Annotated in this window: 17 protein-coding genes; 11 read left to right on the top strand and 6 right to left on the bottom strand. The window is 46.0% G+C overall.

What is annotated here, in order from left to right:
- Nucleotides 1-107: 107 nt before the first annotated feature.
- Nucleotides 108-785, bottom strand: coding sequence for a CidB/LrgB family autolysis modulator (locus NSS75_RS20625; RefSeq protein ID WP_339234776.1), 678 nt, complete (start codon nucleotides 783-785; stop codon nucleotides 108-110).
- The gene (locus tag NSS75_RS20620; RefSeq protein ID WP_015714922.1) at nucleotides 767-1,153 is read right to left on the bottom strand and encodes a CidA/LrgA family holin-like protein; all 387 of its coding nucleotides are present in this window, start codon (nucleotides 1,151-1,153) and stop codon (nucleotides 767-769) included. The genes NSS75_RS20625 and NSS75_RS20620 overlap by 19 nt, the downstream gene beginning before the upstream one ends.
- A gap of 105 nt (nucleotides 1,154-1,258) precedes the next feature.
- Here NSS75_RS20620 and NSS75_RS20615 point away from each other — a divergent pair, with 105 nt between their 5' ends.
- The 7 genes from NSS75_RS20615 (at nucleotide 1,259) to NSS75_RS20585 (ending at nucleotide 8,373) form a co-directional block, all read left to right on the top strand.
- Entirely contained in the window at nucleotides 1,259-2,167 is a 909-nt protein-coding gene (locus tag NSS75_RS20615; protein WP_095712727.1) for a LysR family transcriptional regulator, read from the top strand.
- A gap of 7 nt (nucleotides 2,168-2,174) precedes the next feature.
- Nucleotides 2,175-2,993 carry a hydroxyethylthiazole kinase gene (gene thiM / locus NSS75_RS20610; protein ID WP_339234771.1) on the top strand — a complete coding sequence of 273 codons (819 nt, stop codon included), beginning with the start codon at nucleotides 2,175-2,177 and terminating at the stop codon, nucleotides 2,991-2,993.
- Nucleotides 2,990-3,658, top strand: a complete 669-nt coding sequence (thiE, locus tag NSS75_RS20605; protein ID WP_103671826.1) for a thiamine phosphate synthase — start codon at nucleotides 2,990-2,992, stop codon at nucleotides 3,656-3,658. The genes thiM and thiE overlap by 4 nt, the downstream gene beginning before the upstream one ends.
- A gap of 154 nt (nucleotides 3,659-3,812) precedes the next feature.
- Nucleotides 3,813-5,258, top strand: coding sequence for an FTR1 family protein (locus NSS75_RS20600; protein WP_339234767.1), 1,446 nt, complete (start codon nucleotides 3,813-3,815; stop codon nucleotides 5,256-5,258).
- The gene (gene efeO, locus NSS75_RS20595; protein ID WP_103671828.1) at nucleotides 5,255-6,412 is read left to right on the top strand and encodes an iron uptake system protein EfeO; all 1,158 of its coding nucleotides are present in this window, start codon (nucleotides 5,255-5,257) and stop codon (nucleotides 6,410-6,412) included. Before NSS75_RS20600 ends, efeO begins: the two co-directional genes overlap by 4 nt.
- 18 nt (nucleotides 6,413-6,430) lie before the next feature.
- Nucleotides 6,431-7,681 (top strand): iron uptake transporter deferrochelatase/peroxidase subunit, encoded by a 1,251-nt coding sequence (efeB, locus tag NSS75_RS20590; RefSeq protein ID WP_339234762.1) that lies wholly within the window; start codon nucleotides 6,431-6,433, stop codon nucleotides 7,679-7,681.
- A gap of 89 nt (nucleotides 7,682-7,770) precedes the next feature.
- On the top strand, nucleotides 7,771-8,373 hold the full coding sequence (locus NSS75_RS20585; RefSeq protein ID WP_095712732.1) for a DsbA family protein: 603 nt from the start codon (nucleotides 7,771-7,773) through the stop codon (nucleotides 8,371-8,373).
- A gap of 44 nt (nucleotides 8,374-8,417) precedes the next feature.
- Here NSS75_RS20585 and NSS75_RS20580 read toward each other — a convergent pair whose 3' ends face one another.
- From NSS75_RS20580 to NSS75_RS20570, 3 genes are all read right to left on the bottom strand, one after another.
- Nucleotides 8,418-9,959 carry a cation acetate symporter gene (locus tag NSS75_RS20580; protein ID WP_339234758.1) on the bottom strand — a complete coding sequence of 514 codons (1,542 nt, stop codon included), beginning with the start codon at nucleotides 9,957-9,959 and terminating at the stop codon, nucleotides 8,418-8,420.
- Nucleotides 9,956-10,270, bottom strand: coding sequence for a DUF485 domain-containing protein (locus tag NSS75_RS20575; protein ID WP_024123298.1), 315 nt, complete (start codon nucleotides 10,268-10,270; stop codon nucleotides 9,956-9,958). The genes NSS75_RS20580 and NSS75_RS20575 overlap by 4 nt, the downstream gene beginning before the upstream one ends.
- Nucleotides 10,271-10,705: 435 nt before the next feature.
- Entirely contained in the window at nucleotides 10,706-10,864 is a 159-nt protein-coding gene (locus NSS75_RS20570; protein WP_044159932.1) for an anti-repressor SinI family protein, read from the bottom strand.
- 353 nt (nucleotides 10,865-11,217) lie between these two features.
- On the opposite strand from NSS75_RS20570, the gene NSS75_RS20565 reads away from it, so the two are divergent.
- From NSS75_RS20565 to galT, 4 genes are all read left to right on the top strand, one after another.
- Nucleotides 11,218-11,889 (top strand): helix-turn-helix domain-containing protein, encoded by a 672-nt coding sequence (locus NSS75_RS20565; protein ID WP_095712734.1) that lies wholly within the window; start codon nucleotides 11,218-11,220, stop codon nucleotides 11,887-11,889.
- Between the two features lie 17 nt (nucleotides 11,890-11,906).
- The gene (locus tag NSS75_RS20560; RefSeq protein WP_024123295.1) at nucleotides 11,907-12,290 is read left to right on the top strand and encodes a GtrA family protein; all 384 of its coding nucleotides are present in this window, start codon (nucleotides 11,907-11,909) and stop codon (nucleotides 12,288-12,290) included.
- Nucleotides 12,291-12,372: 82 nt separating this feature from the next.
- Complete coding sequence (locus NSS75_RS20555; protein ID WP_326230429.1) at nucleotides 12,373-13,545, top strand: galactokinase; 1,173 nt, start codon at nucleotides 12,373-12,375, stop codon at nucleotides 13,543-13,545.
- Between the two features lie 3 nt (nucleotides 13,546-13,548).
- Nucleotides 13,549-15,090, top strand: coding sequence for a UDP-glucose--hexose-1-phosphate uridylyltransferase (galT, locus tag NSS75_RS20550; protein ID WP_339234750.1), 1,542 nt, complete (start codon nucleotides 13,549-13,551; stop codon nucleotides 15,088-15,090).
- A 62-nt stretch (nucleotides 15,091-15,152) separates the two neighbouring features.
- Here the strand turns inward: galT and NSS75_RS20545 are convergent, their stop codons facing one another.
- Nucleotides 15,153-15,398, bottom strand: coding sequence for a GlsB/YeaQ/YmgE family stress response membrane protein (locus tag NSS75_RS20545; protein ID WP_010332356.1), 246 nt, complete (start codon nucleotides 15,396-15,398; stop codon nucleotides 15,153-15,155).
- Between the last annotated feature and the right edge of the window lie 98 nt (nucleotides 15,399-15,496).

Below are 15,496 nucleotides of genomic sequence, written 5' to 3'. Positions count from 1 at the left end.
GGGGGTGCCTCCTTTGGTATCCACAAATTACATTATATTGTAATTTTGCAGCTTTTCAATGGAAGGAGACACAAAAAAACTGCCCTTGCCAGGACAGTTTTTTCTTCCTACATAAATGAAAGTAAAAACGGCGCCGCGCAAAGCGTCATAATCGCCGCAAGGATCATTGACACGCTGGAAATCGTGCCGGACACTGAGCTAAGCTCAAATGCTTTGGATGTGCCCGCTCCATGTGCGCTTGTGCCGAGCAGCACGCCCCGCGCAATTTCGTTATCAATGCGGAAATAGCGGATGACCATCGGCCCGATGACGGTGCCGAACAATGCAGTCAAAATGACAAATATGGCTGTGACCGCAGGCATTCCGCCGATCATTTCAGATACGTTCATGGCGATCGGCGTTGTCACTGATCTTGGAACAAGGCTGTCAATCAAGCCAGTTCCGAGGTGAAGCCATTTCGCAATAAGAGCTGTAGAAATAATCGCGATGCATGAGCCGAGGGCGACGTTTAAAATAATTTCCACTGCGTATTTCTTTAAAACAGGGAAATATTTATAAAGCGGGATCGCAAATGCCACGGTAGCCGGCTGAAGCATATCGGTCAGCACTTCACCGCCGAGATTATATGTCTCGTACGGGACATTCACCAGCAGCAGCATACCGACTAACACAGCGGGCGTCACCAATAGCGGCGACGTATAGACTCGCGGAAAACGAGAATATACTTTTTTTGCTCCTAAATACACCAAAACCGTTAATAACAAACTTACAATTCCGATGAACACGTATGTTTTTTCTCCTTTCTTTTCGCAATGATTTGTGTAAGCGTTCCTGTGGACACCATCACGACAAACGTGCTGATGATGACAACAAGCAAAATGCTGACACCGAATTTTGACATAATGTCTCCGTATTCAATCACTCCGACGGCAGACGGGATAAAAAATAAAAGCAGCTCCCCAAGAAGCCACGCCGCGCCAAGCTCTATCCATTCAAGCTTGATGATGTTAAAGTGTAATAATGTGAAAAGAATCACAATTCCAATTATACTGCCGGGAATATTTATATGAAGAAGGGCTGTCACCCAATTAATCAGCCGAGCAAATATAAATAACAGAGCGATTTGAATAACGGTTAGCAACAGTTTTTTCATATTGATGCCTCCCTTATATTCATATTGTACATGAGGTTACGCTATAGGTAAAATATATATTAAGCATAATAAGTATTCCTTTTGTCTATAGAAAGGGTGAAACAAATGGACATCCGCCATTTAACATATTTTTTGGAGGTCGCCCGTCTGAAAAGTTTTACGAAGGCGTCCCAATCACTTTATGTTTCCCAGCCGACGATATCGAAAATGATCAAAAATTTAGAAGCAGAGCTTGGGATCGAGCTTTTTTACCGAAACGGCAGACAGGTGGAGCTGACGGACGCCGGCCATAGCATGTACGTGCAGGCGCAGGAAATCATTAAATCATTTCAAAACCTGACATCCGAGTTAAATGATATTATGGAGGTCAAGAAGGGGCATGTGCGAATCGGACTGCCGCCGATGATCGGCTCAGGTTTTTTCCCGAGAGTGCTCGGCGATTTTCGGGAAAATTATCCGAATGTGACCTTTCAGCTTGTTGAGGACGGCTCTATCAAAGTCCAAGAAGGCGTTGGGGACGGTTCTCTTGACATCGGTGTTGTTGTTCTCCCCGCAAACGAAGACATTTTTCATTCATTTACGATCGTAAAAGAAACATTAATGCTTGTCGTACACCCTTCCCACCGGCTGGCGGGTGAGAAAGAGAGCCGATTACAGGATTTGAAGGAAGAGCCTTTTATTTTCTTCAGGGAGGATTTTGTTCTCCACAATCGAATTATGATGGAATGTATCAAGGCCGGATTCCGACCCCATATCATTTACGAAACCTCACAATGGGATTTTATCAGTGAGATGGTGTCAGCCAACCTGGGGATCGGACTTTTGCCGGAACGCATATGCCGCGGCCTTGACCCGGAAAAGGTCAAAGTCATCCCGCTTGTCGATCCGGTCATCCCTTGGCATCTTGCGATTATATGGAGAAAGGACCGCTATTTGTCCTTTGCGGCAAGAGCTTGGCTTGAACATACGAAATCGTATTTATGGGATTCGAAAAAAAGAGAGAGTAAAGGATGATGCTAATATGGATGCACAATCAGCAGCAAAACGTCTAACAGCCGTCCGGAAGCATAGCCCTCTGGTGCACAGTATAACAAACAATGTTGTGACAAATTTTACAGCGAACGGCCTGCTCGCCCTCGGTGCATCACCCGTAATGGCTTATGCGAAGGAAGAGGTCGCCGACATGGCGAAAATCGCGGGTGCGCTCGTTTTAAATATCGGAACGCTAAGCAAAGAAACCGTCGAAGCTATGATCATTGCGGGTAAATCAGCGAATGAACATGGCGTACCCGTCATTCTTGATCCCGTGGGGGCTGGAGCGACACCGTTCCGCACTGAATCGGCACGTGAGATGATTCGTGAGGTGCGCCTCTCTGCAATCAGGGGAAATGCCGCGGAAATTGCACATACCGTCGGTGTTTCGGATTGGATGATCAAAGGAGTCGATGCCGGTGAAGGCGGAGGCGACATCATCCGTCTGGCTCAACAGGCGGCGCAAAAACTGAACACGGTCATTGCGATTACTGGGGAAGTCGACGTAATTGCCGACGCATCTAACGTATACACTCTTCATAACGACCACAAACTGCTGACGAAGGTGACAGGCGCCGGATGTCTTCTGACTTCAGTTGTCGGTGCGTTTTGTGCAGTGGAAAAAAATCCGTTATACGCTGCCATCGCTGCGATTTCCTCATATGGTGTTGCGGCACAGCTTGCCGCGCAGCAGACAGCTGACAAAGGTCCGGGGAGTTTTCAGATTGAATTGCTGAACAAGCTGTCTTCTGTCTCTGAACAGGATGTATTAGAGTTAGCGACAATAGAAAGGGTGACAGTCTCATGACACGTATTTCTCGGGAAATGATGAAAAAGCTATTATCTGTTTACTTCATTATGGGTTCAAACAATACGAAAGCTGATCCTGTGACAGTCGTGCAAAACGCATTAAAAGGCGGTGCCACTCTGTACCAGTTTCGTGAAAAGGGCGAAGGCGCATTGACAGGAGAGGAGCGGATTGCCTTCGGCGCAAAGGTTCAGGCGGCATGCCGTGAAGCCGGAGTCCCTTTTATTGTCAATGATGATATGGAGCTGGCACTGAAGCTGAAGGCAGACGGTGTGCACATCGGCCAAGAGGATGCGAAAGCAAAAGAAGTACGTGACGCCATTGGCGATATGATCCTTGGCGTGTCCGCCCATACGATGTCTGAGGTGAAGCAAGCCGAGGAGGATGGAGCAGATTATGTCGGTCTTGGTCCGATCTATCCGACGGAAACAAAAAAGGATACAAGAGCTGTGCAGGGTGTGTCTCTGATTGAAGCGGTGAGACGTCAAGGCATCAGCATCCCAATTGTCGGCATCGGCGGCATCACAATAGAAAATGCCGCTCCCGTCATCGAAGCGGGGGCTGATGGTGTCAGTATGATCAGCGCTATCAGTCTGACGGAAGATCCGGAAGAAGCCGCACGCAAATTTTACGATGTTATTCACACATATAAGACCGGCAGATAACCCGATTTGCCTTCAAAAGGCTGTCCTGTAAAGGGCAGCCTTTTTGCTGTTCCGCCAAGGTTTTCAGACCTTCAAATTTTCATTGACAAAGATCGGGAACTGGCTATGATTATGATATACAATGATAATCATTTTCAATTATAGGAGGAACATGATGGCTCGGGGGCTGACACTTATATTACTCAGCTTGTTGATGTTTTTCGGTTCGGCGGTGCATGCGGAAAATGATCCGATTGCTTCCCTGCTTGAATTAAACAAGCAAATGATCAAATCTGTACGAGACGGAGATATAGATTCCGCACAGCAAACATTTGAGACCTTCAAATCGTCGTGGAAAAAGGAAGAACCATCTATTAAGAAGGAAAACCTTTCATCCCACAGCAAAATGGACTCGAATATCGCTATGATTTCTCTTTCTTTCATTAATCAAGACGCGAACAAACTCGAAACACAGCTTGAAGAGCTTTCTTCTCACTTAGAAACCTACCAGCAGGCTGTTGTACTGAAGAAGGCATCCTCGGGTCAATCAAGGACGTCCTTAACAGCCTATATTCAAAGCTTAAAAGACACAAAACAATTGATAGAAAAAAAACAGATGGGTGAAGCGTCAGCCGCTATCGACAACTTAATCACATCTTGGCTGGCCGTAGAAGGAGACGTCGTATCCCAATCCAAAGAAGCGTATACCACATCGGAGGAAAATCTGGCACTCATGAAGGCTGAAATCGACAGCCATCCCAAGCAGGTAATAAAACAAATTGACGAAATGATTCAATTGCTTGAGCCGATTGCTTCGAGCAGCTACAGCTGGTGGGACGCGGCATTGATCCCAATTCGAGAAGGGATGGAGGCGCTGCTTGTCATCGGGGCGCTTTTGACCATGACAAAAAAAGCCCGTGTCACCCGTTCTTCTGCATGGATCTGGGGCGGCGCGTCAGCCGGCATGTTCGTTTCCTTAGCAGCCGGAATCGGCGTCACCCTCCTGTTCTCCTCGAATGTATTCGGAGAAAACAATTTCTTGCTAGGCGGAATCACCGGCTTGCTGTCCGCTGTCATGCTTTTGTATGTCGGGGTGTGGCTGCATAGAAACGCCTCGATGGACAGGTGGAGAGAAAAAATCAATATCCAGAAATCACAGGCACTGAAAAAACGAAGCCTGCTGTCCTTTGCGCTCATTGCATTTCTGGCAGTCGTGAGGGAAGGGCTCGAAACAGTCATCTTTTTCATCGGCCTTGTTGGAAAGCTCTCTCTCACTGAGCTGATCGGCGGGACAGCCGCGGGGCTTGTCGTTCTCGTCATCGTCGGTGTTCTTATGATGAAGCTCGGAATGCGCATTCCATTGAAGCCGTTTTTTCTGCTGTCAATGGCGGTTGTCCTGTATATGTGCGTGAAATTTCTCGGAACAGGCGTCCACAGCCTGCAGCTCGCGGGGATTCTTCCGTCTGACGCAGAAAGCTGGCTGCCGTCTGTGTCCGTTCTCGGAATTTATCCGTCCGTGTACAGTACGATTCCGCAATTACTGATTTTGCTATTTTTACTGATTGCGCTTATCTCAGAAGCGGCAAAACATTATACAAACGGAAAGGAACTGACAAAATGAATATCACAAAGATTGCTGTAACAGCCGGATGCATCCTTGCACTGTGTGCGGGATGCGGAGCCAATGACACTTCGTCAACTAAAGAAAAAGCTTCATCTGATAAAAGCGGAGTAAGCAAAGAGATCGCAGCTTCCGTTGATAAAATGGAGAACATGATTTCCGAGCTGAATGAATCAGCTGAAAAAGCTGATCAAAAAGAGATTCAAAAGAAGGGGAAAGAATTAAACAGCTACTGGCTTTCTTTTGAAAATGATATTCGCAGCGACTATCCGTTCGAATACACAGAAATCGAAAAGCATCTTCAGCCAATCTACACAGAAGCGCAAAAATCCAAACCGGATTCAGACAAAATCAAGACAGAATCCGAGTCACTGAAAGCGTCCTTAGAAGACCTGACAGAAGCGAAGAAGAGCAGCAAAAAGGCAAGCGATCAGCTGGCAAAAGCGGCAGATGAATATAAAGACTACGTCAAAGAGCAGAGCGATCAGCTTGTGAAGGCGACTGAAGCATTTACAGCTGCCGTGAAGGCAGGCGATATTGAAAAATCAAAGACGTTATATGCGAAAGCGCGCGTCTATTACGAAAGAATTGAACCGATTGCCGAAAGCCTCGGAGATCTTGATCCGAAAATTGATGCCCGTGAAAACGATGTAGAAGAAGGGGACAAATGGACAGGGTTCCACAAGCTTGAGAAAGCCATTTGGAAGGATAAACATATTTCCGGGGAAAAGGCAACGGCTGACCAGCTTGTCAAGGATGTGAAAGAGCTTGACGGTTCGATTGAATCATTGACATTAACGCCTGAACAAATTGTGGCTGGCGCGATGGAGCTTCTGAACGAAGCAGGTATTTCTAAAATTACGGGTGAAGAGGAGCGCTACTCACGAATCGATTTAGTCGATCTTATGGCAAATGTTGAAGGCTCCGAGGCTGTGTATCAAACTGTGAAAAGCGCGCTAGTAAAAGACCACTCTGATCTGACGGAAAAGCTGGATACCGAATTCAGCGAATTTGAAGTTTTAATGGCAAAATACAAAACGAATGATCAGGCCTATACGTCTTATGATAAATTAAGTGAAGATCAAATCAGAGAGCTGAGCACAAAGCTGACGACTCTTTCTGAAACCATGTCGAAGATTGCGAATGTGCTATAAAAGGAGTTTTGTAACAGCATGAGCGATGAACAGAAAAAGCCAGAACAAATTCACAGACGGGACATTTTAAAATGGGGAGCGATGGCTGGGGCGGCCGTGGCGATTGGCGCCAGCGGCCTCGGCGGTCTCGCTCCGCTTGTTCAGACCGCGGCTAAGTCATCGAAGAAGGACGAAAAAGAGGATGACCAGGTTGCTCCATTTTACGGAAAGCATCAGGCCGGAATCACTACTGCCCATCAGACGTACGTGTATTTTGCCGCGCTTGATGTGACGGCGAAGGAGAAAAGCGATATCATCACGTTATTCAGAAACTGGACCAGCCTGACACACATGCTGACGTCAGGCAAAAAAATGTCGAGCGAACAGAAAAATCAATACCTGCCGCCGCAGGATACAGGTGAATCGGCTGATTTACCGCCTTCCAACTTAACGGTTACATTTGGCTTCGGGCCTGACTTTTTCGAAAAAGATGGGAAGGATCGTTTCGGACTGAAAAGCAAGAAACCAAAACACCTTGCTGCCCTTCCGGCTATGCCGAATGACAATCTCGATGCGAAGCAGGGAGGCGGAGACATCTGCATCCAAGTATGCGCAGATGATGAACAGGTGGCGTTTCACGCGCTGCGAAACCTATTGAATCAAGCGGTGGGCACCTGTGAAGTCCGCCTGATAAACAAAGGCTTTTTAAGCGGAGGCAAAAAAGGAGAAACGCCGCGCAATCTATTTGGGTTTAAAGATGGAACAGGAAACCAAAGCACCAAGGATGACACCTTGATGAATTCGATCGTGTGGATTCAGTCCGGCGAGCCTGACTGGATGACCGGCGGAACTTATATGGCTTTTCGGAAAATCAAAATGTTCCTTGAAATTTGGGACCGCTCTTCCCTGAAAGATCAAGAGGATACTTTCGGCCGCAGAAAAAGCTCAGGGGCACCTTTTGGCCAAAAAAAAGAAACAGACCCTGTCAAGCTGAATCAAATCCCGTCAAATTCGCACGTCAGTCTTGCGAAATCTACGGGGAAACAGATTTTGCGAAGAGCCTTTTCTTATACAGAAGGCATTGACTCAAAAACCGGCTATATGGATGCAGGTCTCCTGTTTATCAGCTTTCAAAAAAATCCCGACAATCAGTTCATCCCCATGCTGAAGGCACTTTCGGCAAAGGATGCGTTAAATGAATATACGCAAACGATTGGTTCTGCTTTATATGCAATCCCCGGCGGGTGCAAAAAAGGAGAATATATTGCTCAGCGGTTGCTTGAATCGTAAAGAGAAGCCATGCAGGCTTCTTTTTAAAAAAAACAGTTGTAACTTTTATTGTTACAGTTTAAAATCAACCTATACGAAAGGAGACAATCATGACAGTACAGATAAAAGTTTATTCAGATTACGTGTGCCCATTTTGTTTCATTGGAAAAGCCGCTTTTGAAGAGGCGATAAAAGGAAAGGATGTTGAAGTCGAGTGGATGCCGTTTGAATTGCGTCCAAGTCCTTCACCGCAGCTTGATCCTGTAAACGACCCTTCCAAGAAGTATATGTGGCAAACCTCGATCAGACCGATGGCGGAGAAATTGGGAGTCGATATCAAATTTCCAAACGTCTCGCCTCACCCATATACAGACTTGGCTTTTGAAGGCTTTCACTTTGCCAAAGAATACAACAAAGGACATGAGTACAATACCCGTGTATTTGCAGCATTTTTCCAAGAGGGCCAAAACATCGGGGAGATTGATATCTTGACGAAGCTGGCGGAGGAAGTTGGCTTAGACGGAGCATTATTCAAAGCTGCGCTGGAAGCAAGAACATATCAGGACGTGCAGCGGCAAGCTCTGAAGCACGCCTATGAAGAAGCTGACATTACAGCCGTACCAACCTTTGTCATCGGCGACACCGTGATTCCAGGAGCAGCCGGCAAGGAAGTATTTGAAAACGCGATTTCTCAGGAACAACAGAAAACGTAACCTAAGAAAGCTCTCTAAACAAAAATCTGTTTAGAGAGCTTTTTTTAATCCTGATCCATATGAATTCCCGTATGCGCCTTCACTTGTATTTCCGCAAATGTATCTTCGTTAACCGTTTTATCAGAAGACAGAAGCGTTCCAAGCCACGCACCGAGGAAACCGAGCGGAATCGAAATGATGCCCGGATTAGACAGCGGGATGAGCGGCTCGCCTACAAAAATAGCACCTCCGGCCGGGTCCCACACACTCGGGCTCATCGACACGAGGACAAGTGCACTGATCAGCCCAGTCAGGCTGCCCCATAATGCGCCTGAGGCATTGAATCTTTTCCAAAACACAGTAAACACAATCAGCGGAAGATTTGCGCTGGCGGCAACGGCAAATGCCAATGCGACAAGAAAGGCGACATTTAAGGATTGAGCAAAAATCGCAAGAATGATAGACAGCGCTGACACGGCGACAGATGCCCATCTAGCCGCTTTCATCTGTTCTTTCTCAGTTGCTTCTCCTTTTCTGATAATCTGGCTGTAGATATCATGGGCAAACGCAGAAGCGGCAGACAGCACCAAGCCTGTCACCACTGCCAAAATCGTGGCAAAGGCGATGGCTGATACAAACGCGAACAAGAAATCTCCCCCGAGTGCTTTTGCCAGAAGCGGCGCCGCCATGTTTCCCGCTGGATCGGCCGTTGTAATCGCGTCAAAACCGACAAACGCGGCTGCACCAAATCCGAGAAATACCGTCATAATGTAAAACACACCGATGATCCATGTTGCTGAAACGACTGATGCCCGGGCAGTTTTGGCATCCTTAACTGTATAAAAGCGAATTAAGATATGCGGAAGGCCGGCGGTCCCCAGCACAAGTGCCAAATTCAGCGACAGGGTTTCAAGCGGGACCTTGTATTTGTTCCCTGGATTTAAAAAATCAGCGCCAAGCGGGGTAGCGGTTTTCATTTGCTCAAACATTGTATTAAGGTTAAAACCAAATTTAGAAAAAACGATGATGGAGATGACGAGGGTGCCGGCCATCAGCAAAACGGCTTTGATAATCTGAACCCAGCTCGTCGCGATCATTCCGCCGAACACGACATAAATGGTCATGAGCACTCCGACAATCAGAACGGCCGCGGTATAATCGAGCCCAAGCAGCAGTTTAATCAGCGCCCCTGCCCCCACGAGCTGAGCGATCATATAAAAGGTAGAGATGGCGATGGTATTGAGAGCGGCGACACCGCGGATCTTCTTTTCTTTAAAACGCGCCGCAATCATGTCCGCCATCGTATACTTTCCGAGATTCCGAAGCGGCTCCGCCACGATATAGAGGACAACGAGATAAGCGACAAGAAAACCGATGCTGTAAAAAAATCCGTCGAACCCATATAACGCAATCATTCCGGCAATGCCGAGGAACGACGCGGCAGACATGTAGTCGCCGGCAATTGCCAGTCCATTCTGAACACCGGTGAGCCCGCCGCCGGCCGTATAAAACTCACTCGTCGTTTTCGTTTGTTTCGCTGCAAAATACGTAATCACAAGCGTCAGTCCGACAATCGCTAAAAATAACAGAAACGCTGTCAGGTTCATGTCTGTTCACCCTTCAGCTCTTCTTTTAAAGCGTTTACAAATTGGTCGTAACGAGCTGCCTTTCGGGAATACACCGTACAGAGTGTCCACGTCATAGCGAATTGAGCGATAGCAAACAGCCAAGCCCATGAAACAGCACCAACTGCCGGAGTATTCAAAAAGGTGAAATAAGACGTTAAAACAGGGAGTGAAAAATAAAAGACAAAAAAGAAAATCGCAGTTGGAACAATAAAGGCCCGTTTCTGCTTCAAAAAGGCTTGAAAAGATGGAGACCCAGCAATCTTTTGGTAATCAGCTTGCGATCTGTACATGGCTTTCCTCCTTTTATTCTGCTGAAAAATAAGCATAAAGGTACACCAATAGGTATGTACAGAAAGTCTGATTTATTCTTCAGGATCATAAAGTGGACGAAAAAAGCAGGAAACGTGAAGATAAGAACGCGGGGGTATAAAACGGGCGAAGGTTTTCCAGCTGCCGCATATTAACAAGTTTGCTTTCAAAACCTCACCAAATGCAGCCTTGCAAAGCTGCTCTTTTTCTAAAGTCCGGTTTCATGTTCGCATCACCTCTTTATGACAATGCATGTGCCAAGAGGTGACCGCATCACCAGCTGTCTGTCATATTTTAGGCTGAAACACCGTTTGTCCTCAAAATCGGCGCAGTATATAAGCTATCGAATAGAGGAAATGGTGAAAACTCAGATCAGATGATAGAAAAGCCAGAGGTAAAAGATCCGCCTGTCCGGATTAGTCTTGGCGGACGGTTTTTTTGTGATTGGTTTTCCTCATCGCTGTTTCAGATTCTAAAAACTGCCTCACATCATGAATGCCTAACCCAATGGATCTAGCTTCTTGAATCAACATATGCCAATCTTTGTCCAAATCTTTTTTAACTTGAGTTTTCATAGTAACCTCCAATTGTATAAAATGTTTTCCTGCAACATCCTGGCAATAAAAGGCAAGCCGGTGCGATGATGAGGCGAGTACAACAAATTTCACACATAGTTGCTCGGTGTTCACAAACTGAAGGAAAAATCACCTACCTATTCCCTAAAAAAATGACTAATATAACCAATGGACCTTATTTATAATAATAAACAATTAAATACTGACTGGATAGTATGTAAATGAAAATAAATCCTATTGCCTATTAAATATGACCCCTTAACAACCGAATAGCATACCTCTGGAAAGAAATAAATACCGCAAAAGATTGATCCGGTGTAAGATAAGGGTAATCATACCGGCTGGAGAAAAATATGAAAAAAAACAAATTTCAAATTAAAAGAGAGCAAACATTTGAAAAATTTATAGAGGCTGGCCTGAATTTATTGATTGACCGAGCGTATGACCCTGTGTCTGTGGAAGAAATCAGCAGAGCTGCCGGGTACAGTAAAGGCGCATTTTATGTTCATTTTGACAACATGGAAGACTTCCTGCAGCATATCTTCGAAAATCATCAAATGAAAAAACAGATTATCATCGGCTACCTGGATGAAATCGAGCGGACATCTGCGAAACCGCTGACGCTGCATGAGGCTGCAAAACATGCCGCAGAGCTGCTGTTTTCTTACTACAAAAATAAACCATCATGGGACATCACCTCGTTTGCAATGAATATGCCGACCTTTAAAGCTGTCCAAAAATGCAAGGCTTATGTAGGGCTATACGAATTGTGGGTGGAAGAAAATACTTCATATATTCATTGGCTGAAGGAGAGAAAGCTGGTTGACGACAGTATTGATCCTGTATATACGGCTAAAATAATATGTGCGGTGCTTGACGGAATCATCAAACAATCGCGTGTATTGGGCCATCCGGCCACATTCCGCAGCTTTTTTGACGCGCTTTCCGTTTTTGTTACTTTTAACCGCGAATACGCAAAGCTAAGAAATTTGAAAAGTTTTTCAGAAAGCGAGGAACATCAGTGAAGTATAGAGAAATGATTATGTATATCATTATGGGAGTTTTCACGACAATCGTGAATATCGCCAGCTTTTATATATTGGTAGAGATCATGAATGTGGATTATAAAGCTGCTACAGTAGCCGCTTGGATTTTGTCTGTTCTGTTTGCTTACATCACAAATAAAGTATATGTGTTTCAGCAGAAGACAGATGACCTGCAAAGCCTGCTGAAAGAGCTCACTGCCTTTTTCAGCGTTCGGGTGCTGTCTCTCGGCATAGACCTTGGCATGATGATCATCCTTGTCGGACAGTTCCATACAAATGAAACGCTGGCCAAAATACTCGACAATGCGGTGATTGTTGTCGTCAACTATGTCGCAAGCAAATGGCTCGTCTTTAAAAAGACAAAAGAAGAAGGGGTATGACAAGGGCGGCAGCATATGATCTTCCGTTTTCGTTACAGAAAGACCGGGAAACAAAAAATAAAAACCATGAAAGGTGATGCACATGCGGGAAGAATTGAAGGGGATATTTGCAAGTGTATTCGGAGAGAAAGAGGGATTACGGTTTTTTTTCGCACCGGGAAGAGTGAATCTGATTGGAGAACATACGGATTATAACGGCGGGCACGTGTTTCCGTGCGCGCTGACCATGGGTACATATGCTGCTGTTGCAGAAAGAAAAGACGGGCTGGTCAGATTGTATTCGGACAACTTTCAGGAAGCCGGCATAAAGGAATGCAGTCTTGACGGCATCCGTTATCAAAAAGAAGATGACTGGGCCAATTATCCGAAAGGCGTCATATATGAATTTCAGCAAAGGGGTTATTCGATTCCGCATGGCTTTGACATCGTGTTTTCAGGGAATATTCCAAACGGGGCAGGGCTTTCATCTTCCGCTTCCATTGAGCTGCTGATGGCGGTCGTGCTCCAAAGCTATTTTCATCCTCAACTCGATGCGCTGGAGCTTGTCAAAATGGCACAGCATGCGGAAAACACATTTATCGGTGTCAATTGCGGAATTATGGATCAATTCGCAATCGGAATGGGGAAAGAACATCATGCGATGCTTCTGAACTGCGATACGCTGGACTATGAATATAGCAAACTCGATGTCTCCGGGCTTGCGCTGGTTATTGCGAACACGAACAAAAAAAGGACCTTGGCGGACTCAAGCTATAATGCGAGACGCCAAGAGTGCAGTGACGCATTGCTGGATCTGCAAAAGGAGCTCGACATTACATCACTTGGCGACATCAAGCCTTCTGACTTCGACGCCCACTCTGGCCTGATCCAAAATGAAACGAACAGACGCCGCGCAAAGCACGCCGTATATGAAAACCACCGCGCCATCAAGACCGCCGACATGTTTAAAGAAAACAATATTCAGGAAATCGGGCGGTTAATGAAGGAATCCCACCTTTCATTGAAGGATGATTACGAGGTGACATGCCCGGAACTCGATGAGCTCGTATTTGCAGCGTGGGAGCAAGAAGGAGTGATCGGCTCAAGAATGACGGGAGCGGGTTTCGGCGGCTGCACGATCAGTATTGTAAAGGATGATTTTGTTGATGACTTTATCCAAAAGGTTGGAGACAAATATCAAGAAAAAACAGGACTCAAAGCGGATTTTTATGTCGCTGATATTGGTGAAGGAGCGAGAGAACTAAAGGGGGAGTGATACATGAGCATTTTTGAACATCTGGAACAGCTGATCGAGTATGGGCTGGAACGAAAACTGATATCGATTTGGGATCAGGAATACACGAGAAACCGACTTTATGAAGCGCTGGACATCAAACATCCCCAGCCGGTCTCAAGCACACTCATTAAGCAGAGCAAGCGTCTTCCTGACTTGCTTTCTCCCATTTACAAGTGGGCGGCAGAAACCGGCCGTATAGAAGCAAATACAGACACCTATCGAGATTTGCTCAGTGCAAAGCTGATGGGCTGTTTTGTCCCGCCTCCGTCTGAGGTCATCCGCAAGTTTGAAGAGACAAAGGCGTTATACGGACCGAAACAGGCGACAAAAGAGTTTTATCAGTATGCAGAGGATGTCTATTATATCAGGTCTGACAGAATCGCCAAAAACGTTCATTGGACGGTGCCGACCGAATATGGCGAGCTGGAAATGACAATTAACCTGTCAAAGCCCGAAAAGGACCCGAAGGCGATTGCGGCTGCCAAAGAACAGACGCAGACGAATTATCCGCCGTGTGTGCTTTGTAAGGAAAATGTCGGCTTTGAGGGAAGTGTGAACCATCCGGCCCGGCAGAATCACAGAATTATTCCTGTTATTCTCAGAGACGAGCAATGGTATTTGCAGTTCTCTCCATACGTGTATTATCCGGAGCATTGCATCGTTTTAAAGGGTGAGCATGAACCGATGGAGATCAGCAAAAAGACGTTTGAAAGACTGCTCTCATTCCTCGGGCAATATCCGCATTATTTTATCGGATCAAACGCAGACCTGCCGATTGTCGGAGGCAGCATTCTAAGCCACGACCATTTTCAAGGCGGGGCGCACGATTTTCCAATGGCGCGTGCCGAAATGACGGACAGATATGAATTGACCAGTTATCCCGGCTTGTCACTGGGCTTAGTGAAATGGCCGATGTCTGTGCTCAGGCTTCAGGGAGACGATCCGCATATTATCGCTGACGCAGCGGACCATATATTCCGTGCATGGCAGCAATATTCAGATGAAAAAGCCGGCATAGCCGCCTTCACAGGTGATACGCCACATAATACGGTCACACCGATTGCAAGACGCAGGGGAGGCTCATATGAACTCGACATCGTGCTGAGAAACAATCGGACGGATGAGGAGCATCCATTAGGAATCTTCCATCCTCATCAGGAGGTTCATCATATTAAAAAAGAAAATATCGGCCTGATTGAGGTTATGGGCTTAGCGATTTTGCCGGGCCGTTTACAGGAAGAAATGAAAGCAACGGCAGCGTCCCTGTGCTCTGCTGATCCGAAAACAGCATTAGAAGAAAATGAGCTGACGGCTAAACATAAGGATTGGGCTCTTCGTCTGATGGAAAGAAGAACCATAACAAAAGGGAATGCGGAACAGGTTATAAAAGAAGAGCTTGGCCATGTATTCGCACGCATTCTTGAACATGCCGGCGTATTTAAACAGACACCCGAAGGAAAACAGGCCTTCAACAGGTTTATCCATTGTTTAGGCGTCAAACAAGTAAAAAGCCTCAACCGTTAAGGGAGAGGCTTTTTACTATTGAAAAAAGAGCCCAAAACGTGACGCTTGGGGCTCTTTTGCTCTTATCCTCTTTTTCTTGCTAAGAGGCTTACTAGAAATACAACAATGGCTGAACCGATAATCGCCGGGATAATGGCAAATCCGGCAAGGTGCGGTCCCCATGTTCCAAGCAGCCCGTGGCCGATCCAGGCACCGATAAGACCTGCGATCATCGACCCGATAATTCCTCCGGGCATATCTCCTTTTACAAACAGGCTGCCAACCCATCCGATAATAATAGCGACGATAAGTGAAATTATGAAACTCATCATGCAACACATCCTATTTTAAATTTATTTGCTTATATCATTCCTCCTTTTTGTATAAGATAAACAATTGAATGTGCTAATAAAAAAGCGGGATCAGT

This window comes from Bacillus sp. FSL K6-1012, assembly GCF_037964915.1.
Lineage (GTDB): Bacteria > Bacillota > Bacilli > Bacillales > Bacillaceae > Bacillus > Bacillus halotolerans.
This window is presented reverse-complemented; position numbering and strand designations above follow the sequence as displayed.

Coding starts and splice junctions, on each gene's coding strand:
- NSS75_RS20620 (WP_015714922.1), bottom strand. CDS start 1,153: ATGAAAAAACTGTTGCTAACCGTTATTCAAATCGCTCTGTTATTTATA.
- NSS75_RS20615 (WP_095712727.1), top strand. CDS start 1,259: ATGGACATCCGCCATTTAACATATTTTTTGGAGGTCGCCCGTCTGAAA.
- thiM (WP_339234771.1), top strand. CDS start 2,175: ATGGATGCACAATCAGCAGCAAAACGTCTAACAGCCGTCCGGAAGCAT.
- thiE (WP_103671826.1), top strand. CDS start 2,990: ATGACACGTATTTCTCGGGAAATGATGAAAAAGCTATTATCTGTTTAC.
- NSS75_RS20600 (WP_339234767.1), top strand. CDS start 3,813: ATGGCTCGGGGGCTGACACTTATATTACTCAGCTTGTTGATGTTTTTC.
- efeO (WP_103671828.1), top strand. CDS start 5,255: ATGAATATCACAAAGATTGCTGTAACAGCCGGATGCATCCTTGCACTG.
- efeB (WP_339234762.1), top strand. CDS start 6,431: ATGAGCGATGAACAGAAAAAGCCAGAACAAATTCACAGACGGGACATT.
- NSS75_RS20585 (WP_095712732.1), top strand. CDS start 7,771: ATGACAGTACAGATAAAAGTTTATTCAGATTACGTGTGCCCATTTTGT.
- NSS75_RS20580 (WP_339234758.1), bottom strand. CDS start 9,959: ATGAACCTGACAGCGTTTCTGTTATTTTTAGCGATTGTCGGACTGACG.
- NSS75_RS20575 (WP_024123298.1), bottom strand. CDS start 10,270: ATGTACAGATCGCAAGCTGATTACCAAAAGATTGCTGGGTCTCCATCT.
- NSS75_RS20570 (WP_044159932.1), bottom strand. CDS start 10,864: ATGAAAACTCAAGTTAAAAAAGATTTGGACAAAGATTGGCATATGTTG.
- NSS75_RS20565 (WP_095712734.1), top strand. CDS start 11,218: ATGAAAAAAAACAAATTTCAAATTAAAAGAGAGCAAACATTTGAAAAA.
- NSS75_RS20560 (WP_024123295.1), top strand. CDS start 11,907: ATGTATATCATTATGGGAGTTTTCACGACAATCGTGAATATCGCCAGC.
- NSS75_RS20555 (WP_326230429.1), top strand. CDS start 12,373: ATGCGGGAAGAATTGAAGGGGATATTTGCAAGTGTATTCGGAGAGAAA.
- galT (WP_339234750.1), top strand. CDS start 13,549: ATGAGCATTTTTGAACATCTGGAACAGCTGATCGAGTATGGGCTGGAA.
- NSS75_RS20545 (WP_010332356.1), bottom strand. CDS start 15,398: ATGAGTTTCATAATTTCACTTATCGTCGCTATTATTATCGGATGGGTT.